We start from the raw sequence: 24,379 nt of genomic DNA on the forward strand, positions 1-24,379 counted from the left end.
GCCAAGCCAGTTAGTTCATTCGTGGCAGGTTCGCGGCCTTGATGGCCGCGCCCATGACTTCACGCCCTTCAAGCAGCTTTTTGCGATATTCCTCCCCGCTGATGGAAATCGGATCGACGCCCGCGCTCTCGAAGATTCTGGCGAGTTCGGTGCTTTGCGCAGCAGTTGTCGCAATGTGCTCCATCCTGTCGCGGATAGGCTTGGGCGTACCCTTGGGATAAGCCAGACCGATCCAGGAATCGATTTCGACGTCATAGCCTTGCTCTTTGAGCGTAGGCACTTCGGGAAATTCATTCCAGCGCATGGGGCTTGCACTTGCGAGGAAGCGCATCTTGCCGGCCTTCACATAAGGCACGATGTCCGATGGGTTCTGCACGATCACGTCTACCTGTCCGCCGATCAGCGCGGCAAGCGTTTCAGAGCCCGACTTGTAGGTGACTTCCTCGAATTTACCGCCCGTCTTGCGACCCAGCTCATACATGGCAAGATTGTTCGGCGCGGATGGGGCACCAAAGAATATGCCCTTGCTTCCCTTGGCAGCTTTCACCAGGTCGGCAATGCTCTTGTACGGGGAATCGGAACGTACCGCGATCCCATACCGGTACCGCGCAATCCCGGCAATGAAATCGAAATCATCGGCCTTGTAGTCCACCTTCAAGAGATGCGGCGTGATCGCTACGGTGGAGTATGTCACGATGCCCATGGTGTATCCATCAGGCTTTTGCTTGGCGAGGTAGCTGACGCCTAGCGTACCCAATGCTCCTGGGCGGTTGTTGGGGATGATAGGTTTTTTGAGAAGGCGCTCCATCGCATTGCCGATAGCGCGTGCCGCCACATCGGTATTGCCGCCCGCCCCGTAGTTGATGACCATGGCGACTTCGCGCTCGGGGAAAGAATCCATGCCTTGCGCCAGCGCATCGCCAGACATGCCCAGAAGCAGCGCGCCCGAGCAGGCAGCCAGGAAAGCGCGTTTGCTGATATTGCGGTTTGCGGTCATTGGTTTCGTCTCACTGAATCTTTGTGGATGGACAGTTGGGTCTTGCGTCGACCGTCAGCTGGCGCTGAGCATCAGCTCATGAAGAAGCCACCGTTCACGTCAAGAACGGCGCCATTGGTGAAGCCGGCTGCTTCGCTGGCGAGGTAGCAAATGGCCGCAGCCACCTCATGCGGCTCACCAATTCGCTTCACCGGGATCTGCGCGGCATATTGTCGATTGACCTCCTCGCCCGCCTGCATCGCCATCTGCGTAAGAATGCGCCCAGGCGCAACGCAATTGGTGGTGATACCGAACTGCCCCATCTCCGATGCAATGGAACGGCTTAGGCCGAGCACGGCTGACTTGGTCAGCATGTAGGCAGGGCCTGCCACCACCGATTTGCTGCGGCCTGCGAGCGAGGAAACGTTTACGATGCGGCCCCAGCCCCGCGCCTTCATCCCAGGCAGGACGAGCTGGCACAGACGCACGATGGCCAGCACATTTACATCGATCATGCGCTGCACTTCCGGCATGTCGATCTCCAAAATGCCATTGGACTGGCCCGACGCATTCTTGAGGCTGATACCTGCGTTGTTCACGAGTATGTCCACGCCACCAAACTCTCGTGTGATCTGCGCGATAACCTCACGGCACTGAGCTTCGTCTGCCACATCGAGCTCGACCGCCGACGCATTGGCACGTAGTGCGGTGGGAATCTGCGACAGATCGGGTAACTTCAAGTCCGACAGCACGACTTTGCGGCCGTTCTTGAGCAATTCAATCGCGCTCGCAATACCTATACCCTGGGCAGCACCCGTGACGAGCGCGATGCGCGCAGGAGTTGTTGGCGTGTTGGCTGCTGTGTCCATCAGTTCGCCTCCGGCGTGTAGAAGGTGATTGGCGGAAAAGCATTTTCGGTACACATCACTTCGATGAGCGCCGCACTTTCGGCGGTCATGGCGTTTTTGAGTGCCGGTGCAATTTCATCGGGCAGGGTCACGCGCTGCCCATGGATGCCACATGCTCGGGCAATGGCGGCATGATCCACACTCGCAAAATGCACGGCTGATGTGTGCGCGCCGAACTTCACATTCTCAGCGTGCTTCTGGTAGCCAAGAATGCCATTGTTGATGAGCAGCACAATAACTTTGATACCCATGCGCCTGCAGGTTTCCATCTCGGACCACACATGCCCGAAGCCCCCGTCGCCTACCAAGCAAAAAACATGGCCCGCTTCCTGTACGGCTCGCACGCCCATGGCCATCGGCATACCCCAACCCAGCCCAGCTAGGCCTCGCGGCGTAATGAAGCGCTGACCTGCTTTGCGCGCTGTGAGGTAGTTGGTGACCCAAAGCGTGGAATAGCTCGCATCGGCCACCACGGTGTCTTGCGGAGCGAGCAGCGCATTGAGTTCTTGCATGATGCGCTCGGGACGGATAGGTGTTTCGGCGCTGAGGCGCACAGAGGCCGATTCTTCAAGGTGCTTTTTTTTTGCCCGAAACAATGCGGCCGACTATGGCGGCGCGTTGTGCGCTGCGTGCTGAAATTTGCTTGTGCATCGCGATCTTCAGCATTACTTCAAGACCACGTTTGGCATCGCCCACTAAACGCAACGCATCGTAGTTACGGCCCACCTCCTGCCCGTCAATGTCAAGATGGATGTACTGCGCGTTTCTGGGATAGAGCGTCCAGCTGTCCGTGCCGTTCTGGTTGGTGCGGTTGCCGATGAGGAACACCACGTCTGCCTCTGTCACAAAGTCCTTGAGATGGCGGCCAGAGCCATTCGGCCCCATGCAGTTGGCTATGACACCAAGCGAGAGTTCTGATGTTTCATCCACTGCTCCCTTGCCCATGTTGGTCGTGCCGACAGGAATCGACAGCGCATTAGCAAACAAAGACAGCGCTTCAGCGGCACCGGAAATGTGCACACCTCCACCGGCAATGATCACCGGGGCCTTGGCACTCACGAGCAGGTCGACCGCCTGCTCCAGAGCTTGTACATCCGGGGTGGGGCGATCGAGTGGAAAGAAGCCAAGCGACGAGGGACGCGGCATGGACGAGGGCATTGCCGGCTCATTGAGCAGGTCAGCCGGCAGCATCAACGCCACCGGTCCAGGACGGCCGCTGCATGCAGCGATGATGGCCTGCTCCACATAGTCCTCCACGCGGGATGCCACATCCACGCGGCGTACCCATTTGGTAACGGGCTTAAACAGACCCATATGGTCCAGATCTTGGAATGCGTTTTTGTCGGTTTGATCGCGCGCCACGTCCTGCACCAGCGCGATGATCGGGATCGAAGCCTTGAGGGCCTCCGCGAGCGGCGCCACCAGCAGGGCGGCGGCCGGACCATTCTGCGCGGTAATGACCGATGGCTTGCCGCTCACACGCGCTGCTGCGTCAGCCATGCAGCCACCCGCGTTTTCCGTTCGATACGCAATCTGCTTCAACCCGAGCTCTTCTGCGGCAAGTACAAACATGCTGGGCAGGCTCTGGCCGAAAAACTGCGTGATGCCGTGCTTCTTGAGGGTTCTAGCGACGGTGTGTCCAATAGTGTCGTGTTTGTTGAGGCCCGGGGTGCGAAGAGGTTTTGTCATGGCGATGCGCTTTCACTGGTTCGTCTCATGCAGTTTTTTATAAAATACTGCATGAGACCAGATTAAAAGTTCTTTTGCCAAGGTGTGTTCGAGGGAAAATACCGAGCATGTGCCCACACAGGACAGTGGAACCACATCCAACCGGCAGGGCAACAGGAGATTCGTCGTGAGCGAAGTCAATCTGACAGATCTCGTCAGAGAAAAAATCATCCACAAGCTGATCCATGCCGAGTACCGGCCCGGCCATGCCTTCAAGCTGCGCGAAATGACGGAGTCAGGCGAGTTTGAGGGGATCAGCCAGACACCTATCCGAGAGGCACTGCTTCAGCTTGTTGCACAAAGCATTCTGGTGGGTCAGCGTGGTTTTTCGATCCGCGTGCCTTCGCCCACTGTGGAAAGCCTTGCCGAAGTGCGCGGCATACGTATCCAGCTCGAAATCATGGCCGCCGCTGCGGGTATAGCCCACTGGGATGGGAAGAGGCTGATGGAGCTCACCAGCATCCATCGCGACATGATGAAGGCGAAGAAGGCGCACGATGCCGACAATATTCTGCGAAAGAACGTGCAGTTTCATTTCGCGCTTTATGAGCCCGCGAACATGCCTTATCTGACGTCGATGTTGCGCCAGCTCTGGGCTATCACGGGCCCCAGCATCCGCTACCTATATGAGGCAGACGAGCCTCTAGTGCTCGACGGGCGGCACAAGCACGAGGACATTATCGAAGCACTGCGCAAGCGCGACTTGGAGCGGTTGGAGGAAGCGATTCATGCCGACGGCATGCTGTACGGGCAGAAGATTCTCGACATGGTTCACGAGAAACTCAGTCCCGAGGCGCTCGCTATACAGCCATTCAAGAGAATCGAGGGCACACGTAAACGCGCGCATATCGGCAAACTCATCAAGCTGCGCAATGCCGAGTGACAGCACACCGACTAACCTCTATGGACGTGCGCGCTGCGAAGAGCCTGAATTCAAGTTTTTGCCATTTCCGAAAACAGATCAACGGCGATAGCCGGGATCGGTGCGATCCAGCCTTCTGAGCAGCGCGGGCCAGACGAACTGGCCGCCCAGGCCGCCGGTCTGCACCTTCATGGCCTCGGCCACGCCCTGCACGATGCGCGGATCGACCTCGGTGAGCTCGCCGCCGGCCTGCGCATCGATCTGGATCTTGCAGGCCGCCTCGAAGGTGTACATGGCCAGGAAGGCATCGGCGATCGTGGGTCCGCAGGTCAGCAGGCCGTGGTTGCGCAGCATGAGGAAGTTGGCAGCCCCCAGATCGGCCTGCAGGCGCGGCTTCTCGTCGGGGCGGAAGGCCACCCCTTCATAGTCGTGGTAGGCCAGCGAGGCCAGCACGAAGGTGCTCTGCTGGCTGATGGGCAGCACCCCGTTCTTCTGCGCGCTCACGGCCACGCCGGCGCGCGTATGCGTGTGCAGCACGCACTGCACGTCCTCGCGCGCCTCGTGCACGGCGCTGTGGATGACGAAGCCCGCGGGATTGACCGGAAACGGCGAGTCCATGAGCTTGTTGCACTGCATGTCCACCTTGACCAGCGACGAGGCCGTGATCTCGTCGAACATCAGCCCGTAGGGGTTGATGAGGAAGTGATGCTCGGGCCCGGGCAGGCGCGCGCTGATGTGGGTGAAGACCAGGTCGCTCCAGCCGTACAGGGCCACCAGCCGGTAGCAGGCGGCCAGGTCGACGCGCAGCTGCCACTCCTCGGGGCTGACCAGATGCTGCACGCTGGGAAGGTCGGCCGAGGCCGGCAGGGGTTGGCTCATGGGTGTCTCCTGTGGTGTTTGCCGTAATGCTGGCACTGTAGCCAGCCGCGCGCATCGGGACTGTTCGGCAGATGACAGCGCTCTACCTGAAAAGTGAGCTGCCAGCGCGCGTCCATGGACGATTGCAGGCTTTTTCCAACGTGAGATGTCCGACAGGAAAGCGCCACAAGCTCCTGTTTTCGGAGTGCAATGTCAGGCGGCATCCTCCAGCGCCCGCGTGTGCACGAAGTCGATCAGCGTCCGGATGGCGCGGGTCTGGAAACGCGTGGGCATGTACAGCAGATACTTGTGCGTGGCCAGGAAGTCCAGGCTGCCGGCCGGCAGGTCCAGCTCCTGCAGCGCGCCCGAGGCCATGGATTCGCTGACCATGTAATCGGGCACGATGCCCATGCCCAGCCCCTGCAGCAGCACCTCGCGCAGGAAGTGGAAATTGGGCGAGACCAGGCGCATGGGTAGGGCCGCATCGCCCTTGGCCAGCGGCTGCAGGCCGGCCATGCGCAGCTTCTGTTCGGTCAGGCCCGAGGCGATCAGCGGCCGGCGCAGCAGCTCCTGCAGCGTCTGCGGCCGGCCCCACTGCGCAATGCAGGCGGGCGTGGCGCAGGCCACGTACTGCACCGGCCCCAGGTGCCGCGCGACCAGGTGCTCGGGCGGGTCGTTCATCACGCGCACCGCGCAGTCCACGCGGCCTTCCATCAGGTCCTCGACGGTGTTGTCGAAGATCACCTCCAGCGCAATGCCGGGATAGCGGCGCATGAAGTCGGTCAGCCAGCCGGCCATGGCCAGCTGGCCGTAGCCGTTGGGCACGCTCAGGCGCACGCGGCCCTGCAGCGCCTGGCCCAGCGCGGCCACCGATTCGTCGGCGGCCTGCAGTTCGTGGCGGATGCTGCGGCCGTGCTCGTACAGGCGCCGGCCCAGCTCCGTGGGTTCGATCTGGCGCGTGGTGCGCCGCAGCAGCTGCTGGCCCAGCTCGCGCTCGAACTGGCTCAGGCGGTGGCTCACGTTGGCGCGGCTCATGCCCAGGCGGGCCGCGGCCCGGCTCAGATTGCCGGCATCGATGATCTCCACCAGCAGGCCCAATGCATTCACATCCATTGTCAAATCTTGGTCAACATACATTTCAATTATCAGCACAATTGTCAAATTAATTAAACATATCGACAATCAGCGCCTGGATATTGCTGCCGCCGTTCCCCAGGCGGCAAGACAGGCAGGCATGAACAACTCCTCTCCCCTCCAACCGCTGTCCGGCATCCGCGTGCTGGACCTGTCCCGCGTGCTGGCCGGCCCCATGTGCGCCATGGCGCTGGCCGACTTCGGCGCCGACGTGATCAAGGTCGAGCATCCGGCGCGCGGCGACGACACGCGCGACTGGGGCGTGCGCGTGGGCTCGCGCAACACCTCCTACTTCAACAGCGCCAACCGCAACAAGCGCTCCATCACGCTGGACCTGCAATCCGAGGCCGGCCTGCAACTGGCCCGCGAGCTGGCCGCGCAATGCGACGTGGTGGTGCAGAACTTCAAGGTGGGCGGCGCCGAGAAGCTGGGCCTGGGCTACGAGCAGCTCTCGGCCCTGAACCCGCGCCTGGTGTACTGCTCCATCTCGGGCTACGGCCGCGGCGGCAGCGAGGCGCAGCGCCCCGGCTACGACCTCGTGGTGCAGGGCGAGTCCGGCATCATGGCCATGAACGGCGAGGCCGGCCAGGGCCCGCTGAAGTTCGGCGTCGCGGCCGTGGACATGTTCACCGGCATGTACTCGGCCCAGGCCATCCTGGCGGCGCTGCTGGAGCGCGAGCGCACCGGCAGGGGCCGCCATGTGCAGATGGCGCTGTACGACTGCGGCCTGATGATCACCAGCTACTACGGCATGGAGGCGCTGCTCAAGGACGGCGATCCGCCCAAGTTCGGCAACGCCCATCCGTCCATCGTGCCCTACGGCGTGTTCGAGGCGGCCGACGGACCGCTGGTCATCACCGTGGGCAACAACGGCCAGTTCGCGCGCTTTTGCACCGAAGTGATAGCCAGGCCCGAATGGGCGGCGGACGAACGCTTTGCGACCAATGTGGCGCGCTCGGCCCACCGCGCCGAGCTGATGCCGCTGATCGAGGCCGAACTGCGCCGGCGCACCCGCGCCGAGCTGCTGGAGAAGCTGCGCGCCGCGCAGATTCCCTGCGGCGAAGTGTTTGGACTGCTGGAGGCGCTGACCTCCGAGCGCACGCGCGAAGCCGGCCTGCTGCACCACTTCGACGACAACGAAGCCGGCCCCCAGTCCGTGCTCGCGCCGCCCTACGCCATGGACGGCCAGCGCCTGCCCGTGCGCCGCCCGCCTCCGCATCTGGGCCAGCACACCGACGAGGTGCTGGGCGAGCTGCTGGGCCTGGCGCCCGAGGCCGTGGCCGCGCTGCGCGCCCGGCAGGTGGTCTGACCGCACCGTTTTCATCATCAGCTTTCAGGAGACAACCATGCAAAGCAATTTCCCCCGCACCTCCCGCATGTCCCGCCGCACCGCGCTGGCGGCCTGCTGCGCCAGCCTCGCCGCCGGCCTGCTGGCCCCGGCCCAGGCGGCCGGCCCGTGGCCGGACAAGCTGGTCAAGATGGTCGTGGCCTTCCCGCCCGGCGGCCCCACCGATACCGCGGCCCGCCTGGTGGCCCAAAGCCTGTCCGAGCGCCTGGGGCAGAACGTGATCATCGAGAACCGCGCGGGCGCTTCGGGATCGATCGGCACGTCCAGCTTCATCAAGTCGGCCCCCGACGGCTACACGCTGTCCATGTTCGGCATGCCGGCGCTGCTCGCGCCCGTGCTGTTCAAGAACAATCTGTACGACGTGCGCAAGGACTTCCTGCCCGTGGCCACGGTGTACGACCTGCCGATGGCCATCATCGTCAATCCGCGCGTGCTGCCCGACGTGAAGGACCTGCCCGGCCTGATCGCCCATGCCAAGAAGGCCCAGCCCTCGCTGAACTACACCAGCTCGGGCACCGGCAGCTTCGGCCACCTGTCGATGGAGCAGCTCAAGGACCTGGGCGGCTTCGACATGCAGCATGTGGCCTACCGCGGCAGCGCGCCCGCGGTGACCGACCTGATCGGCGGCCAGATTCCCGTGATGTTTGCCGACGTGGTGGCCGCGCTGCCGCATATCCAGGCCGGCAAGCTGCGCGCGATCGCCGTGAGCTCCAACCAGGCCAAGCAGTTGCTGCCCGGCGTGAAATCCGTGGCCGAGCAGGGCTTCCCCGGCTTTGACGCCGACACCTGGGGCGGACTCGTGGCTCCGCTGGGTACGCCGCAGGCCGTGGTGGACCGCCTGAACAAGGAACTGAAGGTGGTGCTGGCCGATCCGGCGCTGCAACAGAAGATGCTGGCCGCCGGCGCCATTGCCCGCTACCAGGACAGCGCCGCGATGAAGGCACGCCTGGCCGGCGACTTCGCGCGCTGGAGCAAGATCGCCAACGACAAGGGCATCAGCGCCCAGTAGGCCACGCGCCCCCGCAGCAGCAAAAAAGGCTTGCCCCAGGGCAAGCCTTTTTTGCCGGAGCCGCTCGGGCGGCCTTACTTCACCTGCCCGCGCGACAGGTCCTCGATCATGCGCACGGCCAGGTACAGGCGCGGCGCGATGGTGTTGACCTGCACGTATTCGGCATCGTTGGAGTGGGCGCCATAGCCGCTGAGGCCGAAGCCTTCGATCACCGCGCCCTTGGCCTTGAGGGCCGCAAAGGCCGCATCGGTGCCCCCGCCCGTGGCCTTGTCCATGACCTTCATGGGCAGCTTCAGTTCGTCGCCGTAAATGCCTTGCGCATGCCGGGCCAGCTTGCGCGCGGCCTCGCTGGCCTCCAGCGGCGGGCGGCGCACCTCGAACTTGAGCTCCACCTTGCTGGCTTCGAGCAGCTTGTGGCCCACCTTGTCGTGCATGGCTTTCTCCAGTGCCGTGAAGTCGGCCACGCGCAGCGCGCGCGCATCGGCCTGGGCCGTGGCCTCGGCGGGGATCACGTTGCGGTTGGTGCCGGCCTTGGCCACGGTCCAGTTGAGCTTGAGTCCCTGCTCGGGCCGGGACAGGTCCTTGAGCTGCAGCAGCTGGTGCGACAGCTCGTAGAGCGCATTCACGCCGTCCTCGGGCTTGGCGCCCGCATGCGAGGCCTTGCCCTTGACCTGGAGGTAGGCCGCGCCGATGCCGCTGGTGGCCAGGCGCAGGCTGCCGTCGGTGCCGCCGCCCTCGAACGAGAACACGGCGTCCTGCTCGGCGCCCAGGCGCGTGATGGTGCTGCGCGCGCCGGGCGAGCTGATTTCCTCGTCGCCGTTGATCAGCACCGTGAGCGTGCCGTAGTCGTCGAAACCGCGCTTCTTCAGCAGCTCTACCGTGTGCAGGATCAGGGCCACGCCCTGCTTGTCGTCGGCAATGCCCAGGCCGTAGGCCTTGTCGCCGTCGATGCGAAACGGCTGGTCCTTGAGCATGCCGGGCAGGTAGACCGTGTCCATGTGGGCGATCAGCATGATGCGGCTCGTGCCCTTGCCCTTGAATTCGGCATGCACCATGGGGCCGACCTGCTCGGGCGTGTCGTCCAGGCGGTATACGTCGGTGGGCTGTATCACCTCCACCTTGCCGCCCTGCGCGCGCAGCTTGCCGGCCACGTAGTCGGCAATCTTCTTCACGCCCTCCACGTCCTTGCTGCCGGACTCGATGTGCACCAGGTCGCGCAAGGTGTCGAGCAGCGGCTGCTGCTCCTTCTGCGCCAGCTCCAGCACGGGCGCCTGCGGTGCGGCCTGGGCCGTGCCCAGCAGCAGGGCCAGGGCCAGCGGGGAAATGCGAAACAAGGCGGCGGCTGCATGGGCCGCGCGGCGGGGGGTGCCAATCATGGCGTGTCTCCTCTGGATTGCGGGCGGCCGCGCACATGCCGATGGGCATGGAGCGGCAAAGCCCCGAAAACGGGCCAGCTTAGCAGCGCACCGCCCATGCCGGCGCCAGAACGAGACAGGGGAAAACACGCACACGCCATGGCCGGAGCGCCACTGGCAGCCGAAAAAAAAAGGTTCATCGCGCAATACCGGGGAAGGCTGATCGGATCTTGAGGAAGAAGTAGTCCTGATCGCGGTAGCCGTAAGCGCGGCGCTTGATGACCTTGATGGTGTTGTTGATGCCTTCGACGATGCTGGTGTTGAGCGGATGGCGGCATCTGGCGACGATGCCGTGCAGGTAGCTTTTCAGGCGCTGAGCGAAGCGCTGCAAGGCAGCGATACCGCTGTCATCTGCCTGCTGGCACCAGCCCTCCCAGGCGCGCATGGCCCACGCCGGACGACGGTAGAACCACAACTGCTTGAGTTCGTCGCGCAGCACGTACACCGTCAACAGCGGCTGGTTGGCCTGCAGCAACTCTCTCAACGTGACGGCCTGACCGGGTTGCAGCGCCCTGCGGTTGCGTAGCAGCAACCACCGGCTGGACTTCAGTACCTTGCGTGCCGAGGGCTGTTGGCGCAACTGGTTGGCCTGATCGACGCGCACCCGGTCGATGACCTCCCTGCCGTACTTGGCCACGACGTGGAACAGGTCATAGACGATCTCAGCCTGCGGGCAATGCGCCTGGATCTCCAGCTCGTAGGCAGTGGTCATGTCGATGGCCACGGCACGGATGCGTTGGGCCACTCCATCGGGCAGTTGCTCGAAGAACGTGCGAGCCGTTTCTCGTGAGCGGCCCTGTCCGACCCACAGCACCTGCCTGCGTATTGGATCGACCACCACCGTGGCGTACCGGTGGCCCTTGTGCAGGGCGAACTCGTCCATCGCCAGGTACTGGATGCTCGCTCAGTCGGGCTCGGCCAGCGAGCTCTGCAGCCATGCCTTGTCGATGGCTTTGACGGTGTGCCAGCCCAGCGAGAAGAATGCAGCGACCGCCTGGATGTTGCTGCTGCGCAGCAGCTGGCTGCACGCCTGCGCCAGCCGATCTGTCACCCGTTGATAGCGCCCCAGCCAACTCAGCCGCTCCAGCCGCGGGCCGCCGCAGCTGTCGCACCACAAGCGCCTGCGCGGCACGTGCAGCACAACGCGGTACTGGAATAGTGGCAGCTCCCGTACTCGCCGTGTCGTAGTCTCATGGACCTGCGTGCATATCGCCCCGCACTGTTCGCAGTGCATGGCGTGCGCCTTGGGCATCAGATACACCGCAACCGTCTGGCTTCCTGGCTCGGGCCACTCAATGCGTTCGACTGCGTACCCTTGCCAGCCGCCGAGCGACTCCAGCAACTTTGCTTCCAGCATGACTGATCTCCAAGGCAGTTGGAACCGCCTCAGCGTATCAAGTCAGATGCAGCCTCCACGTAAATGTGCGATGAACCAAAAAAAAAGCCCCCGGAATCCCTTCCGGAGGCATTGCGGCCGGCAGCTGCCGCGCCTTAACCCGCAGCCAGCGCAGCGCGGCTTTTCTTGCTCACGCCGTCGCCCACGATGACGGCGGATACCACGCTGAGCACCAGAGCGATGGCGGAGCCGTAGAACACGCTGTTGTGCATCTGATGGTCGAGCATCCAGCCGAACACCGGCGCTGCCAGGCAAAAGCCCAGATCCAGACCCGAGTAGACCGTGCCGTAGACGCGGCCCGTGGCGCCGGGCGGCGCGGCGCGTTTGATCAGCATGTCGCGCGAAGGGCCGGCCAGGCCCGTGCCGAGGCCGGCGATGGACGCCACGGCCACGGCCGCCATGCCCGGCAGCCAGCCCGTGCCGACGATGAACAGCAAAATGCCCGAGCCCATCATGCAGATGGAAATCACCTTCTCCAGCCGCTGCACGCGCCCCACCAGGAAGCCGCCGACCAGCATGCCTGCGGCCCCGCACAGCATGTAGCCCGTGACGATGAGCGCCGTCACGCTCAGCGGCAGCCCGTACATGGCCTGCATGGCGGGGCTGGCAAAGCTCTGGATGGCGCTGAGCGCGCAGGTGCTCCAGAAAAAGAACGAGAAGCACAGCCACACCGAAGGCAGCTTCATGAAGGCCATCGGATGCTCCCTGGGCACCGCCGCGGCATGGCTGCCGGGCCTGGCCGCGGGCGCGCCGGCGGTCTGGGCGCGATCGTCCAGCGCATCGCGGTTGAGCACCATGATGGCCAGCACCACGGCCGCCCAGAGCGCGCCGCAGAAGCAGGCCGTGCGCCACGAGCCCGTGGCCGAGGTGATGCCGGCCATGAACACCGGCGCGAGCGCCCAGCCGATATTGCCCGACAGGCCATGCACCGAGAACGCATGGCCTATGCGCTGCTGCGAGACCCGCTTGTTGAGGATGGTGAAGTCCACGGGGTGGAACGGCGCATTGCCCAGGCCTGCAAAAAAGGCTGCGGCCAGCAGCATGGCGTAGCCCTGCGCCGTGCTGGCGATGAGGCCGGCCACGACAAAGCTGCCGAGCGCCGAGAACAGGATGGGCCGCGCGCCGAAGCGGTCCACCGCAAAGCCGGCCAGCGCCTGCCCCGTGCCCGAGACCACGAAGAACAGCGATACCAGCACGCTGAGTTCGGCATAGCTGTAGCCGAAGTCCTTGATCAGCCAGGGAAACAGCGGCGGCAGCAGCAGGTGGAAAAAGTGCGAGGAGCCATGGGCCAGGCCGATCAGCCCGATGGTGCGCGCATCGCTGCGCAACGTATCGGGCGCAGCAGGAGACGAAGTGGTGGAGGCGGGGCGGTTCATGGATCGCATCTTAGGCAGTGCTTCCGCGTCTTGTATGCGATAGTCTGCCAATTGCTGTTGCAAACATGCCAAGCACCATGCCCATCGAACCGCTGCGCGCAGGCAAGGCCTCCAGCTACGTGGAGTCGCTCACGCCCCATCTCTTCGTGCCCACGGCCCGGCGCCCCGTACGGGCCAAATGCCGCTGGCTGGAAGTGGACACCCAGGTCGTTCCCCACCGCCATCCCTGGGCACAGCTGGCCATCTCCACCACCGGAACCATACGCCTGACGGTGGCGCAGGGCACTTTCATCGTGCCGCCGTCACGTGCGCTATGGGTGCCGCCGGGCGTGGAGCATGCAGTGACCATGGTGGAGAGCGCCGACTTGCGCACCCTGTATTTCCACCAGCCCGAAGGACGCTGCGGTCCCGACGTGCCGCGCACGCACGAGGCCGCCTGGCGCCAGTGCCGCGTGCTCAATGCCTCGGACCTGCTGCGCGCCGTGGCGCGGGAACTGTCCACCGAGCCCGACGACGGTGCGCCGCTGTGCAGCGCGGACCTTGCACGCGAAAGCCATCTGAGCGCCCTGCTGCTGGACGAGCTGCGCCGCGCCAGCGCCGTGCCGCTGGGCGTGAACCTGCCCCAGGACAAGCGCCTGCGCCTGCTGTGCGAGGCCGTGCTGGCCGATCCGACCCGCCACGTGACGCTGGAGGACTGGGCACGCGACACGGGTGCCAGTCCGCGCACGGTCGCCCGCCTGTTCCGCCAGGAACTCGAATGCACCTTCACCCACTGGCGCCAGCAGGTGGTGCTGGCCCATGCCACCAGCCTGGCCGCGCGCAACTGGCCCATACAGCGCATTGCCGCCGAGCTCGACTACAGCCCCAGTGCCTTCAGTGCCATGGTGCGCCGCACCGTGGGCATGCCGCCCGCCCGCTTTTTCGGCCTGCACAGCGGGACGCCACCGGACGCCTAGAACCGCCCCCGGCCGCGTCAGAAACGGCCGGCCCTGGGACGGCCCGGCCCGGGTTCCTGCAGGGCCTCCTCCGGACCGCCCAACGGCATCGCATACACCCAGGCACGGTGGCGCCCCGCGCCGGGCAGCTCGAAACTGGGCTCCGCGCCGGGCAGGGGAAAGTCCAGGCTTACCAGCCAGCTGCCGGGCTGCATTTCGGTGGCGGCCTTGACCGCCGCGCGGCCCATGCTTTCGGGCCGCTGGAACAGATACACGAGCTGGTAGCCGCTCCAGTCCGCCAGCCAGATATCCGCGCGTCGCACGCGTGCCCAGGGGCAGCGCAGCGCGCACAGCCAGCGCAGCGGCCAGCTCCATTCCAGGCCGTGGAGCCGGGCCTGCGGCAAGGCCCTGCGCAAGGCCTTGAGCCCGTCACCCAGGCCGCAGCCCGCGTCGAGCACCGCCGAGCCCGGCGGCAGCGCGATCTTCTCGGCCAGGCCGTCCAGCGCATCCAGCGGGGTGGGAAAGAGCGGTGCATCGCGCCATGCGTTGAGCGGATAGACCAGCAGCAGCAATGCCAGCGGCAGCAGCCAGGCCCAGCCCGGCAGCATGCTGGCCGACAGCGCGACAAAGGACAGCGGAAAACCGCCCGCGATCATCAGCCGGCGCCACCAGGTAGAGCCCCGGAGGCTGGCCAGACAGCCCAGGCTCCCGGCCAGCAGAAAAGCCAGCCACCAGGGCAGGAATTTGCTACACAGCGCATACGCCGTCCAGGCGGCAGCCCAGGTCAGCAAGGCCGGCAAGGGCCAGAAGGTCATGGCGGATAAATGGAGCATGGTGGGCGATGGTGCCCTAAAAACAAAATGTAATGTTCTGAAACAAAACCCGTTGAAACTATTAATTCCCGGAATCTCATTGATATTCAAATCGCCCATTTAAGGCCATCCGGTATTTGCGCCGTGGCGAACTGCATGGAAAATCGGGCATCTCTCCATACGATCTGCACAGAATTTACGCAATACGTATAGGTATACTTTTTCTTACTCTGTGAATCAGAATCTCCGAGGAATATCCATGCGCCTTGTTTTCACCAGCCTGTCACTGGCTGCCTTGATGCTGACGGGTTGTGCGACGCAGACACCGGAAGAGCAACTCACACCGCTGGCACCCACGGTGCGCCTTTGCAATGGCGACCAGTGCGTGAACCAGCCGCGCCATATCGCCACCTTCCAGGGCGAGCCCGTCAATCCCGAAGCAGAGCGCCGCATGGCCGCGCTGGCCGCCCTGGCCGAGCGCGACCCCAAGGCGGCATACGACCTCGGCCTGCGCCTGTTGCGCGGCGACGGCGTGGAGCGCAACACCTACCAGGCCATCGAATGGATGCGCAAGGCCGGTGACCGCGGCTACGGTCCCGCCCAGTTTGCCCTGGGTCGGCTCTACCTGCTGGGCTTCGAGGAAATGGGTTCCGACCCCGCGGAAGCCGAAACCTGGCTCTCGCGTGCCGCGGCCAAGGGCAACAAGGAGGCCAAGCGCCTGCTGCCCCAGGCCCAAACAGCCAAGCGCGAAGCCCAGGAAAACTACCGGGTGCGCGAAGAGGACCGCAAATCGCTCAATGCCTGGTACGCCAATACGCCCTATAGCTGGATCTGGGGCACGTCGGGCTGGTATCTGCGCTGAAAGCCGGCCGCGCCGCTTCAGCGCATTTTTTCAAAATCCTTTACACAACTGAAAGCATATTCATGTCCAAGAAGACAACTCTGCGCCTTGCAGCCCTGGCAGCCTCCCTGGCCCTGGCCGGCTGCGTGACCCCCGGCGGCGGCACGATCAGCACCGGCACGGCCCCCACGGCGGCTACCGGCGCAGCCGGGGGCGCCAGCAGCGTGAATGCCAACCCCACGCTGGAGCGCTGCAGCGCGCCCCTGGGCACGCTGGCCGTGGACGACGGCCGCGGCAAGGAGTGGTATGCCAGCTTCGGCGCCGCCACCAAGATCACGACCATCGAGCCGCTGATCCGCCTGGCCGTGCAGCAGTCCAACTGCTTCGTGATCACCTCCATCGGCAACAACCGCACCGAAAGCAAGCTCAGCGCCATCACCGACAAGCAGCGCAACTCGGGCGAGTTCCGCGCCGGCTCGCGCCAGCAGAAGGGCCAGCGCGTGGCGGCCGACTACTACATGGAGCCGTCCATCATCATCGACAACGACGCCACGGGCCAGCTGGCTGCCGGCGTGGGCGGCCTGTTCGGCAACGTGGGCACGCTGATCGGCGGCGCCATGCAGAGCAAGGCCTCGGTCGTGACGCTGAGCATGTTCGACATCCGCTCGGGCGTGCAGATCTCGATCTCCGAAGGCAATGCCACGGCCACCAATTTCGGCGCGGCCATGGGTGCCTTCGGCGGCGGCGCTGCAGCCGGCCTGGGCGGCTTCTCGCGCTCGCCCGAAGGCAAGGCCACCGTGGCCGCCTTCATGGACGCCTACAACAACATGGTGGTCTCGCTGCGCAACTACAAGGCGCAGGAAGTCAAGGGCGGCCTGGGCCGCGGCGGCCAGCTCAAGGTCGGCCAGTAATCGCTCCGGGGCTCCGTCCCATGCAAAAGGCCTCCTTGCGGAGGCCTTTTTGTTTGGCAGGGCGCGCGCTTCAGCCTTCGGCGCGCAGGCGCTCGATGATGCCGTTGAGCGCTTCGAGCGAGCCGAACTGGATCGCCACCTCGCCCACGTCCTGCACCTTGCCGCCGCGGCGCACGGTCTTCTTGACGCGCACCTCCACGTCGGCCATCAGCAGGTCCGACAGCTCTTCCTCGATGCGCTTGACGTCGCGCGACTTGACGTCCTTCTTGGCCTTCTGGCGCGTGAGGCTGAATTCCGCGCCGATCTTCTTGACCAGGGACTCGGCCTCGCGCACCGACAGCTTCTTGGCCGCGATCTGGTTGCCCGCCGTGATCTGCGTGGCGCGATCCAGCGTGAGAAGCGCCCGCGCATGGCCCATGTCGATATCGCCGGCCATGAGCATGGTCTGCACGGGCTCGGCCAGGTTCAGCAGGCGCAGCAGATTGGTCGCGGCGCTGCGCGAGCGGCCCACGGCCTGAGCGGCCTGTTCGTGCGTCAGGCCGAACTCCTTGACCAGGCGCGACAGGCCCTGGGCCTCTTCCAGCGGATTGAGGTCCTCGCGCTGGATGTTCTCGATCAGCGCCATGGCGGCCGCGGCCTCGTCGGGCACCTCGCGCACCAGCACCGGCACCTCGGTCAGGCCCGCCAGGCGCGAAGCGCGGAAGCGCCGTTCGCCGGCAATGATTTCGTACTTGCCGCTGTGCTCTCCCTTGCTGAGCTTGCGCACCAGAATGGGCTGCATGATGCCCTGGGCCTTGATGCTTTCGGCCAGCTCGTACAGCGCGCCCTCGTCCATGCGCGTGCGCGGCTGGTACTGACCGGGCACCATCACTTCCAGCGCCAGGCTGGTCGGCACGCCGGCAGGCGCGGCGCCCTGCCCGGCCTCGGCCTTTTCGCTGACCTTGGGGCCCAGCAGTGCTTCCAGGCCGCGTCCCAGCCCCTTGGGTTTCTTTGTCACCATGGCTTGTTCTTTCCTTGAACCTAGAAACGGTAGTTGAACACGTCCGCCAGTGCCGTGACCGGTATGCCAGGCAAGGCGCAAACCGCAGCAATGGCTTTGCCATTGCGAGGATTTGAAACGCCGCATGGCGCGCCGGGCACGGTGCTGGCGGGCGTGTAGCGCTGTTCACCACACAGGTGAATGCGAACGAAGCAGTGAAAATCAGTGTTCATGCGGCTCTCGTGAAAAAGGCAAGCGGTCAACTGCCATTTCTAGGTTGAAAGGTTTGCAGCAGCGCATGGCCGCTGTCCCAGTTGCCCAGGCCGCTGGCCGTGTTGATATGACCGGCGGCACCTGCGTTCACGAAACGGCTGCTCCAGGCATGAGCCATGGCCTGGGCGCGCGCCAGCGTGCAATAGGGATCGCTCTCGCTGCCCACCACGATGGAGGGAAACGGCAGCTTCTGCATCATTACCGGCGCCCAGCCCGGCAGCAGGGCACGCAGACTGTCCTGCTCGGTATCGGCCGGAGCCACCAGCAGCGCACCGGCCACCTTGCGGGCGAGCTTCTCGTTGCCCGCCGCTGCATGGGCGGCCCACCACGCCACCAGCACGCAGCCCAGGCTGTGCGCCGCCAGGACCACGGGCCGCGGCGCATCCAGCACGGTTTCCTGCAGGCGTATGCTCCAGTCCCCGCGCAGCGGACGCAGCCAGTCGTGCTGCTCCAGCCGCCGGTAGCCGTACAGGGCCTGCCAACGGCTTTGCCAATGATCGGCGTCCGAGTTCTGCCAACCGGGCAACAGCCAGACGTCTTCAGCCTGCAATGCTTCGGATTCCATAGCTGCCCACGCCTTCTGCCTTTGCCTGATCGGGGTGTTTCACGTGAAACGTCACATCTTCTTGATGCGGCGCACCATCTCTTTGGCGAATTCGACAAAGGCCTTGCTACCCTTGGCCGACGCATCGAACACCACGCCGGGCACGCCATAGCTGGGGGCCTCGGCCAGGCGCACATTGCGCGGGATCACGGTATCGAACACCTTGTCGCCGAAATGCTCCTTGAGCTGGTCGCTGACCTGCTGCTGCAGCGTGGTGCGCGGATCGAACATCACGCGCAGCAAGCCGATGATCTGCAGGTCCGGATTCATGTTGGCATGCACCTGCTTGATGGTGTTGACCAGATCGGTCAGGCCTTCGAGCGCGAAGTACTCGCACTGCATGGGCACGATGACGCCGTGCGCCGCGCACAGGCCGTTGAGCGTGAGCATGGACAGCGACGGCGGGCAGTCGATGAGCACGAAATCGTAGTCGGCATCCACCGCCTTGAGCGCATTCTTGAGCCGCTCGTTGCGGTGCTCCAGCGTCACCAGCTCGATCTCCGCGCCCGACAGCTCGCGGTTGGCTCCCAGCACGTGGTAGCCCACCTGCTCGGAATTCACCGCCGCTTCCTGGATGCTGTTGTTCTCCAGCAGCACGTCGTAGACCGACAGCTCCAGCGCCCGCTTGTCCACGCCCGAGCCCATGGTCGCATTGCCCTGGGGATCGAGGTCGATCAGCAGCACCCGCTGGCCGACCTTGGCCAGGCCAGCGGCAAGATTGACGGTGGTGGTGGTCTTGCCCACGCCACCTTTTTGATTGGCTACACAGAAGATTTTGGCCATGAGATTTTTGGTTTAGGAGGTCGTGGCCAGCTTGAGGCCAAACCCGATCAGGAACACGCCAGCGGTTTTCTCCATTGCGCTCACCACACGCGGATTGGCGCGCAGGCGCGCCGCCAGGTGCGAGGTCAGCAGCACGACCACGAGGCTGTAGAGAAAGGTGAGCGCGGCCACGGTGGCCGCCATCACGCCGAACGTGAGCAGGCCCTGGTGGTGCGCTGGGTCCACGAACATGGGGAAAAACGCCATGTAGAACACGATGGCCTTGGGGTTCATCAGGGTGATCAGCGCACCCTGGCGGAAATAGTGGCGCGGCAGGATGTCGACGGCAGGTCTGCTGCCCGGCTTGCTGGTCCAGAGCCTGTAGCCCAGCCAGCCCAGGTAGACGGCGCCCAGCCACTGCACGGCATGGAAGGCGGCAGGATAGGCCGCCAGCACCGCGGCAACGCCGGCCACCGCCAGCCACATCAGCACCTGATCCGCCGCGATCACGCCCAGGCAGGCCGCCATGCCGGCGCGCATGCCACCCTTGCCGGTAGACGTGATCAGTGCAAGATTGCCGGGCCCCGGAATCATCAGAAAGACGATGATGGCGACAACAAACGCACCGTAATCGGATATGCCGAACATTCAAACCCTGCACGATGAAAACGTGGAGTTTATGCGAGGGTTGTCACCAGTGCATGAATCCGCAGCAGATGCCGCGTATCACGGTGTATTAAAACCGCTCACATGCTTGTTCACTGACGTGCAGCCGCTGCTCCAGAGAAGACGGCTTGTTGCCTTCGGGCGGCCCGGCAGCAATGAAAAAGCGCCACGCGGGCGCCTTTTCATTGGCATGAAGTGAATGTCAGGCGGCCCGCATCCACACGACGCAGCGCTCGGCATCCAGGCCCGGCACCTGCAAGGGTTCCACGTGAAACACCTGCACATCGGCAGGCAGCGCGGCCATTTCCTCGTCAGGGTGCTTGCCCTTCATCGCAAACCATATACCGCCTTCAGCCAAGGCCTTGCGCGACCAGGTCGTGAAATCCACGAGCGAGGCAAAGGCGCGGCAGCTGATGACCGGAAACATGGTATTCAGGTTTTCCACGCGGTTGTGGATGCCGTGCAGATTGGGCAGGCGCAGCGATGCCGCGACCTGCTGGATGAAGGCCGCCTTCTTGCCTACGGTGTCCACGCAGTTCACGTCGATCCGCGGGCAACAGATGGCAAACACCACGCCGGGCAGGCCGCCGCCCGAACCCACGTCCAGCAGGGGCAGGCGTGCGCCCTCTTCCACCGGCAAGGTCTGCACATGGCGCAGCAGGGCCGGCACGGCCGCCAGGCTGTCGAGCAGATGGTGGGTCAGCATCTCCTGCGGATCGCGCACCGAGGTCAGGTTGTAGACCTTGTTCCACTTCTGCAGCAGATCGAGAAAGGCCATCAGCGCATCGATCTGCGCCGGCACCAGCTCCAGCTGCAGCGCGGCAACGCCGGCCTCCAGCTGCGGACGCAATGCTTCGCTCACGGGAGTACCTTCGCCCTGACGGACTGCGGTGCCATGAGCCTTCGGAGCGGCCGGGCGGCTCATGCCGCAGCCTCTTCGGCAGAGGAAGCGAAGCCCTTGAAGCCACCCTTCTTCAAATGCACCATGAGCAACGAAATCGCCGCCGGCGTCACGCCCGAGATGCGCGAAGCCTGGCCCAGTGTCTCGGGCCGATGCTTCTGCAGTTTCTGGCGCACCTCGAACGACAGGGCCGTGACCTGCATGTAGTCGAGTTCGGCCGGAAGGCGCAGCGTCTCGAAATGCGCGGCGCGCTGGACCTCGTCCTTCTGGCGGTCGATATAGCCCGAGTACTTGGCCGCAATCTCCACCTGCTCGATCACCGGTTCGCTCAGGTCGCCCAGGGCATCGGGGCTCACGTCCGCCGAAGCGTACCGGCCTTCGTTCATGTCCATGAGGGTTCCGTAGGACACGCCGGGGCGGCGCAGCAGGTCGAACAGGTTGTACTCGCGCTCCATGGCCTTGCCGAGCACGCGCTCGGACTCCTCGGCCGAAACGATGCGCGGATTCACCCAGGTGGACTTGAGGCGCTCTGTTTCACGTGAAACAGCATCGCGCTTGCGGCTGAAGGCGTCCCAGCGCGCATCGTCGATCAGGCCCATCCTGCGGCCCACTTCGGTCAGGCGCATGTCCGCATTGTCCTCGCGCAGCTGCAGGCGGAACTCGGCGCGGCTGGTGAACATGCGGTAGGGCTCGGTCACGCCCTTGGTGATCAGGTCGTCCACCAGCACGCCCAGATAGGCCTCATCGCGGCGCGGTGTCCAGGGAGCTTCGCCGCGGCATTGCAGCGCGGCATTCAGGCCCGCGAACAGGCCCTGGGCTGCGGCTTCCTCGTAGCCTGTCGTGCCGTTGATCTGGCCGGCAAAGAACAGGCCCTGGATCTGCCTGGTCTCGAAGCTGCTCTTGAGCGAGCGCGGATCGAAGTAGTCGTACTCGATGGCGTAGCCCGGGCGCAGGATGTGCGCGTTCTCCAGGCCCTTCATGGAGCGCACCAGTTCGTACTGGATGTCGAAGGGCAGGCTGGTCGAGATGCCGTTGGGATAGAACTCGTTGGTGGTCAGGCCTTCGGGCTCGAGGAAGATCTGGTGGCTTTCCTTGTCGGCAAAGCGGTTGATCTTGTCTTCCACGCTGGGGCAGTAGCGCGGACCCACGCCCTCGATCTTGCCCGTGAACATGGGGCTGCGGTCGAAACCGCTGCGGATGATCTCGTGCGTGCGCGCATTGGTGTGCGTGATCCAGCACGGCACCTGGCGCGGATGCATGGCCGTGCTACCCATGAAGCTGAATACGGGCACATGGCCTTCGTTCACGCCCCCCGGCATGCCGTCGCCCGGCTGCTCCTCACACTGGCTGAAGTCGATGCTGCGGCCGTCGATACGCGGGGGCGTGCCGGTCTTCAGGCGCCCTTGCGGCAGCTTCAGTTCCTTGAGGCGTCCGGACAGGCTCACGGCAGGCGGGTCGCCGGCGCGTCCGGCCGCATAGTTGTTCAGGCCCACATGGATCTTGCCGTCGAGGAAGGTTCCCGCCGTCAGCACCACGGTGCGCGACCGGAAGCGGATGCCGACCTGGGTGACGGCGCCGACCACGCGATCGCCCTCCACCATCAGGTCGTCCACCGCCTGCTGGAACAGCCACAGATTGGGCTGGTTCTCCAGCATGTCGCGGATCGCGGCCTTGTAGAGAATGCGGTCGGCCTGGGCACGCGTGGCGCGCACGGCCGGGCCCTTGGAGCTGTTGAGGATGCGGAACTGGATGCCGCCCTTGTCGGTGGCCAGCGCCATGGCGCCCCCCAGCGCATCCACTTCCTTGACCAGATGGCCCTTGCCGATGCCGCCGATGGAAGGATTGCAGCTCATCTGGCCCAGGGTCTCGATGTTGTGGCTCAGCAGCAAGGTTTTGCAGCCCATGCGCGCAGCAGCCAGCGCGGCCTCGGTGCCGGCGTGGCCGCCACCGACCACGATCACATCAAATTCCTGTGGGTACAACATGTTCTTGACTCTCCGGGCCATGCCCGGCCCTTGGCCCCCGGCACGGAGCACCCATGCTCCTGCTCTCATGGCGGGCCGCCTCCTGTGTCTTGAACGGGGAGCCCTGCGGGGGAACCCGTAATTTTCCCACCATTGCGCGAACAATGCCTTGCATGGGGTTGCCCCGGTGCGCATCGCCGCCGGCCGCAAGCGCGTTTCACGTGAAACAACGCGCCGCGCCGCCCCGCCCCTCTCCAAAGCAGGAAAGCTGCGCCCCGGCTGTGCTGCAATGCGGGCATGAAGATACTCATTTTTGCAGGCAGCACCCGCCGGGATTCCTACAACCGCAAGCTGGCCCATGCGGCCGCCGGCATCGCGCGCGAGTTGGGTGCCACGCCCACCGTGCTGGAGCTGTCGGATTACGACATTCCGCTGTACAACGCCGACCTGGAGGCCGAGGGTACACCGGCCGACGTGATCCGCTTCAAGCAGCAGCTGCATGCGCATCCGGCCTGGCTGATCTGCAGCCCCGAGTACAACGGCAGCTACCCTGCCCTGCTCAAGAACGCGCTGGACTGGGCGTCGAGCCCGGTCAAGGCCGATCCGCAATGGTCGGACGGCGTGCTGCCCTTCCGCGGCAAGGTGGTGGGCATGGCCAGCGCCTCGCCCGGCAGCATGGGCGGACTGCGCGCGCAGTCCCATCTGGCCCCCTTGCTGCTTAACCTGGAGTGCTGGGTGGCGCCGCGCAGCCATGCGGTCGGCCTGGCCTCGGAAGCCTTCGATGCAGCGGGCAACCTGCAGCGCCTGCAGAACCGGCAGGGCATGCAGGCCCTGGTGGAGCAGATCCTGTGGGCCGCCGGGCGCCTGGCCTGAAGCCCGGCCGCAACCAGCCCACCGTCCGGCCATGCCAGCGCATGCCCATGTGCAGATGCCGGCATAGGCCGACACAGGCCTGCAGTAGCCCCTGCATGCAGATGGCATGCATACGGTTTAGCATGCCTGCTTGTCTTTTTACCTGAATGGAAGCCACTCGCTATGAAGCTTTATTACAGCCCGGGCGCCTGCTCCCTGTCCCCGCATATCGTGCTGCATGAAGCGGGCCTGCCGTACGAGGCCATCCTGGCCAGCACCAAGAGCCACAAGCTGCAGGACGGGACGGACTACTACACCATCAATCCGCTGGGCTACGTGCCCTTTCTGGTGCTGGACAACGGCGACACCCTGCATGAAGGTCCGGCCATCGTCCAGTACCTCGCGGACCAGGTGCCAGAGAAGAACCTGGCGCCTGCCAACGGCACCATGGCCCGCTACCACCTGCAGGAGTGGCTGAACTTCATCAGCACCGAGCTGCACAAGGGCTTCGGTCCCCTGTTCAACCCGGCCACGCCCGAAGACTACAAGCCCGCCGTGCGCGAGCGCGTGCTTGGCCGCCTGCAATGGGTGGACGGCGAGCTGGCCAACAAGACCTATCTGATGGGCGACCAGTTCACCGTGGCCGATGCCTATCTGTTCACCGTCACGGGCTGGGCGCAGTTCGTGGGCGTGGACATCTCCGGCCTGTCCAACATCCTCGCCTACCGCGAGCGCGTGCTGGCACGCCCCGCCGTCCAGGCCGCCATGAAGGCCGAAGGCCTGCTCAAGTAAGCCGTTCCCGGCGCAACGCCCTACAGGCATATCGGCCCGGAACGATCCCGCGTTCCGGGCTTTTGTTTTTTCAGGAG

23 protein-coding genes and 2 pseudogenes are annotated in these 24,379 nt (G+C 64.6%); 9 read left to right on the forward strand and 16 right to left on the reverse strand.

Annotated elements, in window-relative coordinates:
- Window positions 1-10: 10 nt before the first annotated feature.
- From V8Z74_RS07910 to V8Z74_RS07920, 3 genes and pseudogenes are all read right to left on the reverse strand, one after another.
- A complete protein-coding gene (locus tag V8Z74_RS07910) occupies window positions 11-997 on the reverse strand; it encodes a Bug family tripartite tricarboxylate transporter substrate binding protein (RefSeq protein ID WP_502879480.1) in 987 nt (328 codons plus the stop codon).
- A 71-nt stretch (window positions 998-1,068) separates the two neighbouring features.
- Window positions 1,069-1,845, reverse strand: coding sequence for a 3-oxoacyl-ACP reductase (locus V8Z74_RS07915; RefSeq protein ID WP_349708786.1), 777 nt, complete (start codon window positions 1,843-1,845; stop codon window positions 1,069-1,071).
- A pseudogene (locus tag V8Z74_RS07920) lies at window positions 1,845-3,573 on the reverse strand (acetolactate synthase catalytic subunit). Before V8Z74_RS07920 ends, V8Z74_RS07915 begins: the two are co-directional and overlap by 1 nt.
- A gap of 166 nt (window positions 3,574-3,739) precedes the next feature.
- Here V8Z74_RS07920 and V8Z74_RS07925 point away from each other — a divergent pair.
- Window positions 3,740-4,495: a GntR family transcriptional regulator gene (locus V8Z74_RS07925; protein ID WP_349708787.1), complete on the forward strand. Its 756-nt coding sequence runs from the start codon at window positions 3,740-3,742 to the stop codon at window positions 4,493-4,495.
- Window positions 4,496-4,573: 78 nt separating this feature from the next.
- Here the strand turns inward: V8Z74_RS07925 and V8Z74_RS07930 are convergent, their stop codons facing one another.
- Together V8Z74_RS07930 and V8Z74_RS07935 are read right to left on the reverse strand one after the other, a co-directional pair.
- Window positions 4,574-5,353, reverse strand: a complete 780-nt coding sequence (locus V8Z74_RS07930) for a class II aldolase/adducin family protein (protein ID WP_349708788.1) — start codon at window positions 5,351-5,353, stop codon at window positions 4,574-4,576.
- Between the two features lie 192 nt (window positions 5,354-5,545).
- Complete coding sequence (locus V8Z74_RS07935) at window positions 5,546-6,445, reverse strand: LysR family transcriptional regulator (protein WP_349708789.1); 900 nt, start codon at window positions 6,443-6,445, stop codon at window positions 5,546-5,548.
- Between the two features lie 121 nt (window positions 6,446-6,566).
- Between V8Z74_RS07935 and V8Z74_RS07940 the strand changes: the two genes are divergently transcribed.
- Both V8Z74_RS07940 and V8Z74_RS07945 read left to right on the forward strand, forming a co-directional pair.
- Entirely contained in the window at window positions 6,567-7,775 is a 1,209-nt protein-coding gene (locus tag V8Z74_RS07940; protein ID WP_349708790.1) for a CaiB/BaiF CoA transferase family protein, read from the forward strand.
- A 37-nt stretch (window positions 7,776-7,812) separates the two neighbouring features.
- Entirely contained in the window at window positions 7,813-8,823 is a 1,011-nt protein-coding gene (locus V8Z74_RS07945; protein ID WP_349708791.1) for a Bug family tripartite tricarboxylate transporter substrate binding protein, read from the forward strand.
- Between the two features lie 74 nt (window positions 8,824-8,897).
- Here V8Z74_RS07945 and V8Z74_RS07950 read toward each other — a convergent pair whose 3' ends face one another.
- The 3 genes and pseudogenes from V8Z74_RS07950 to V8Z74_RS07960 all read right to left on the reverse strand — a co-directional run bounded on the left by V8Z74_RS07950 (window position 8,898) and on the right by V8Z74_RS07960 (window position 13,010).
- The gene (locus V8Z74_RS07950) at window positions 8,898-10,199 is read right to left on the reverse strand and encodes a M20/M25/M40 family metallo-hydrolase (RefSeq protein ID WP_349708792.1); all 1,302 of its coding nucleotides are present in this window, start codon (window positions 10,197-10,199) and stop codon (window positions 8,898-8,900) included.
- A 175-nt stretch (window positions 10,200-10,374) separates the two neighbouring features.
- A pseudogene (locus tag V8Z74_RS07955) lies at window positions 10,375-11,595 on the reverse strand (ISL3 family transposase).
- A 134-nt stretch (window positions 11,596-11,729) separates the two neighbouring features.
- Window positions 11,730-13,010, reverse strand: coding sequence for an MFS transporter (locus tag V8Z74_RS07960; protein ID WP_349708793.1), 1,281 nt, complete (start codon window positions 13,008-13,010; stop codon window positions 11,730-11,732).
- 77 nt (window positions 13,011-13,087) lie between these two features.
- On the opposite strand from V8Z74_RS07960, the gene V8Z74_RS07965 reads away from it, so the two are divergent.
- Window positions 13,088-13,966, forward strand: coding sequence for an AraC family transcriptional regulator (locus tag V8Z74_RS07965; RefSeq protein ID WP_349708794.1), 879 nt, complete (start codon window positions 13,088-13,090; stop codon window positions 13,964-13,966).
- A gap of 17 nt (window positions 13,967-13,983) precedes the next feature.
- Here the strand turns inward: V8Z74_RS07965 and V8Z74_RS07970 are convergent, their stop codons facing one another.
- Complete coding sequence (locus V8Z74_RS07970) at window positions 13,984-14,778, reverse strand: class I SAM-dependent methyltransferase (RefSeq protein ID WP_349708795.1); 795 nt, start codon at window positions 14,776-14,778, stop codon at window positions 13,984-13,986.
- Between the two features lie 238 nt (window positions 14,779-15,016).
- Between V8Z74_RS07970 and V8Z74_RS07975 the strand changes: the two genes are divergently transcribed.
- Window positions 15,017-15,619: a tetratricopeptide repeat protein gene (locus tag V8Z74_RS07975; protein ID WP_349708796.1), complete on the forward strand. Its 603-nt coding sequence runs from the start codon at window positions 15,017-15,019 to the stop codon at window positions 15,617-15,619.
- A 62-nt stretch (window positions 15,620-15,681) separates the two neighbouring features.
- Window positions 15,682-16,509 carry a hypothetical protein gene (locus V8Z74_RS07980; protein ID WP_066474532.1) on the forward strand — a complete coding sequence of 276 codons (828 nt, stop codon included), beginning with the start codon at window positions 15,682-15,684 and terminating at the stop codon, window positions 16,507-16,509.
- Window positions 16,510-16,579: 70 nt separating this feature from the next.
- Here V8Z74_RS07980 and V8Z74_RS07985 read toward each other — a convergent pair whose 3' ends face one another.
- Genes V8Z74_RS07985 through V8Z74_RS08005 form a run of 5 tightly spaced genes read right to left on the reverse strand, consistent with a single transcriptional unit; the run spans window position 16,580 to window position 19,775 of the window.
- The gene (locus V8Z74_RS07985; protein ID WP_349708797.1) at window positions 16,580-17,509 is read right to left on the reverse strand and encodes a ParB/RepB/Spo0J family partition protein; all 930 of its coding nucleotides are present in this window, start codon (window positions 17,507-17,509) and stop codon (window positions 16,580-16,582) included.
- A gap of 20 nt (window positions 17,510-17,529) precedes the next feature.
- Complete coding sequence (locus V8Z74_RS07990) at window positions 17,530-17,721, reverse strand: hypothetical protein (protein WP_349708798.1); 192 nt, start codon at window positions 17,719-17,721, stop codon at window positions 17,530-17,532.
- A gap of 26 nt (window positions 17,722-17,747) precedes the next feature.
- Entirely contained in the window at window positions 17,748-18,326 is a 579-nt protein-coding gene (locus V8Z74_RS07995) for an RBBP9/YdeN family alpha/beta hydrolase (RefSeq protein WP_349708799.1), read from the reverse strand.
- Between the two features lie 51 nt (window positions 18,327-18,377).
- Window positions 18,378-19,148 carry a ParA family protein gene (locus V8Z74_RS08000; RefSeq protein ID WP_066474525.1) on the reverse strand — a complete coding sequence of 257 codons (771 nt, stop codon included), beginning with the start codon at window positions 19,146-19,148 and terminating at the stop codon, window positions 18,378-18,380.
- 12 nt (window positions 19,149-19,160) lie between these two features.
- A complete protein-coding gene (locus V8Z74_RS08005) occupies window positions 19,161-19,775 on the reverse strand; it encodes a LysE family translocator (protein ID WP_349708800.1) in 615 nt (204 codons plus the stop codon).
- On the opposite strand from V8Z74_RS08005, the gene V8Z74_RS08010 reads away from it, so the two are divergent.
- Window positions 19,765-19,992, forward strand: a complete 228-nt coding sequence (locus V8Z74_RS08010; protein WP_349708801.1) for a hypothetical protein — start codon at window positions 19,765-19,767, stop codon at window positions 19,990-19,992. The genes V8Z74_RS08005 and V8Z74_RS08010 overlap by 11 nt on opposite strands.
- Window positions 19,993-19,995: 3 nt before the next feature.
- Here the strand turns inward: V8Z74_RS08010 and rsmG are convergent, their stop codons facing one another.
- Together rsmG and mnmG are read right to left on the reverse strand one after the other, a co-directional pair.
- Window positions 19,996-20,655, reverse strand: coding sequence for a 16S rRNA (guanine(527)-N(7))-methyltransferase RsmG (gene rsmG, locus V8Z74_RS08015; RefSeq protein ID WP_349708802.1), 660 nt, complete (start codon window positions 20,653-20,655; stop codon window positions 19,996-19,998).
- Window positions 20,656-20,714: 59 nt separating this feature from the next.
- Window positions 20,715-22,679: a tRNA uridine-5-carboxymethylaminomethyl(34) synthesis enzyme MnmG gene (gene mnmG / locus V8Z74_RS08020; protein WP_349708803.1), complete on the reverse strand. Its 1,965-nt coding sequence runs from the start codon at window positions 22,677-22,679 to the stop codon at window positions 20,715-20,717.
- A gap of 276 nt (window positions 22,680-22,955) precedes the next feature.
- Between mnmG and V8Z74_RS08025 the strand changes: the two genes are divergently transcribed.
- Window positions 22,956-23,531: an NADPH-dependent FMN reductase gene (locus V8Z74_RS08025; RefSeq protein ID WP_349708804.1), complete on the forward strand. Its 576-nt coding sequence runs from the start codon at window positions 22,956-22,958 to the stop codon at window positions 23,529-23,531.
- Window positions 23,532-23,693: 162 nt separating this feature from the next.
- Window positions 23,694-24,302 (forward strand): glutathione transferase GstA, encoded by a 609-nt coding sequence (gene gstA / locus V8Z74_RS08030; RefSeq protein WP_066474507.1) that lies wholly within the window; start codon window positions 23,694-23,696, stop codon window positions 24,300-24,302.
- Window positions 24,303-24,379 lie beyond the last annotated feature (77 nt).

Origin of the sequence: Comamonas sp. w2-DMI (genome assembly GCF_040187735.1) — a bacterium.
Classification (GTDB): Bacteria; Pseudomonadota; Gammaproteobacteria; order Burkholderiales; family Burkholderiaceae_C; genus Comamonas; species Comamonas terrae.

Bases quoted from the DNA above. Each gene is read 5' to 3' on its own strand.
- V8Z74_RS07910 (WP_502879480.1), bottom strand. From the start codon at position 997: ATGACCGCAAACCGCAATATCAGCAAACGCGCTTTCCTGGCTGCCTGC.
- V8Z74_RS07915 (WP_349708786.1), bottom strand. From the start codon at position 1,845: ATGGACACAGCAGCCAACACGCCAACAACTCCTGCGCGCATCGCGCTC.
- V8Z74_RS07930 (WP_349708788.1), bottom strand. From the start codon at position 5,353: ATGAGCCAACCCCTGCCGGCCTCGGCCGACCTTCCCAGCGTGCAGCAT.
- V8Z74_RS07935 (WP_349708789.1), bottom strand. From the start codon at position 6,445: ATGGATGTGAATGCATTGGGCCTGCTGGTGGAGATCATCGATGCCGGC.
- V8Z74_RS07940 (WP_349708790.1), top strand. From the start codon at position 6,567: ATGAACAACTCCTCTCCCCTCCAACCGCTGTCCGGCATCCGCGTGCTG.
- V8Z74_RS07945 (WP_349708791.1), top strand. From the start codon at position 7,813: ATGCAAAGCAATTTCCCCCGCACCTCCCGCATGTCCCGCCGCACCGCG.
- V8Z74_RS07950 (WP_349708792.1), bottom strand. From the start codon at position 10,199: ATGATTGGCACCCCCCGCCGCGCGGCCCATGCAGCCGCCGCCTTGTTT.
- V8Z74_RS07960 (WP_349708793.1), bottom strand. From the start codon at position 13,010: ATGAACCGCCCCGCCTCCACCACTTCGTCTCCTGCTGCGCCCGATACG.
- V8Z74_RS07965 (WP_349708794.1), top strand. From the start codon at position 13,088: ATGCCCATCGAACCGCTGCGCGCAGGCAAGGCCTCCAGCTACGTGGAG.
- V8Z74_RS07970 (WP_349708795.1), bottom strand. From the start codon at position 14,778: ATGCTCCATTTATCCGCCATGACCTTCTGGCCCTTGCCGGCCTTGCTG.
- V8Z74_RS07975 (WP_349708796.1), top strand. From the start codon at position 15,017: ATGCGCCTTGTTTTCACCAGCCTGTCACTGGCTGCCTTGATGCTGACG.
- V8Z74_RS07980 (WP_066474532.1), top strand. From the start codon at position 15,682: ATGTCCAAGAAGACAACTCTGCGCCTTGCAGCCCTGGCAGCCTCCCTG.
- V8Z74_RS07985 (WP_349708797.1), bottom strand. From the start codon at position 17,509: ATGGTGACAAAGAAACCCAAGGGGCTGGGACGCGGCCTGGAAGCACTG.
- V8Z74_RS07990 (WP_349708798.1), bottom strand. From the start codon at position 17,721: ATGAACACTGATTTTCACTGCTTCGTTCGCATTCACCTGTGTGGTGAA.
- V8Z74_RS07995 (WP_349708799.1), bottom strand. From the start codon at position 18,326: ATGGAATCCGAAGCATTGCAGGCTGAAGACGTCTGGCTGTTGCCCGGT.
- V8Z74_RS08000 (WP_066474525.1), bottom strand. From the start codon at position 19,148: ATGGCCAAAATCTTCTGTGTAGCCAATCAAAAAGGTGGCGTGGGCAAG.
- V8Z74_RS08010 (WP_349708801.1), top strand. From the start codon at position 19,765: ATGCCGAACATTCAAACCCTGCACGATGAAAACGTGGAGTTTATGCGA.
- V8Z74_RS08005 (WP_349708800.1), bottom strand. From the start codon at position 19,775: ATGTTCGGCATATCCGATTACGGTGCGTTTGTTGTCGCCATCATCGTC.
- mnmG (WP_349708803.1), bottom strand. From the start codon at position 22,679: ATGTTGTACCCACAGGAATTTGATGTGATCGTGGTCGGTGGCGGCCAC.
- V8Z74_RS08025 (WP_349708804.1), top strand. From the start codon at position 22,956: ATGAAGATACTCATTTTTGCAGGCAGCACCCGCCGGGATTCCTACAAC.
- gstA (WP_066474507.1), top strand. From the start codon at position 23,694: ATGAAGCTTTATTACAGCCCGGGCGCCTGCTCCCTGTCCCCGCATATC.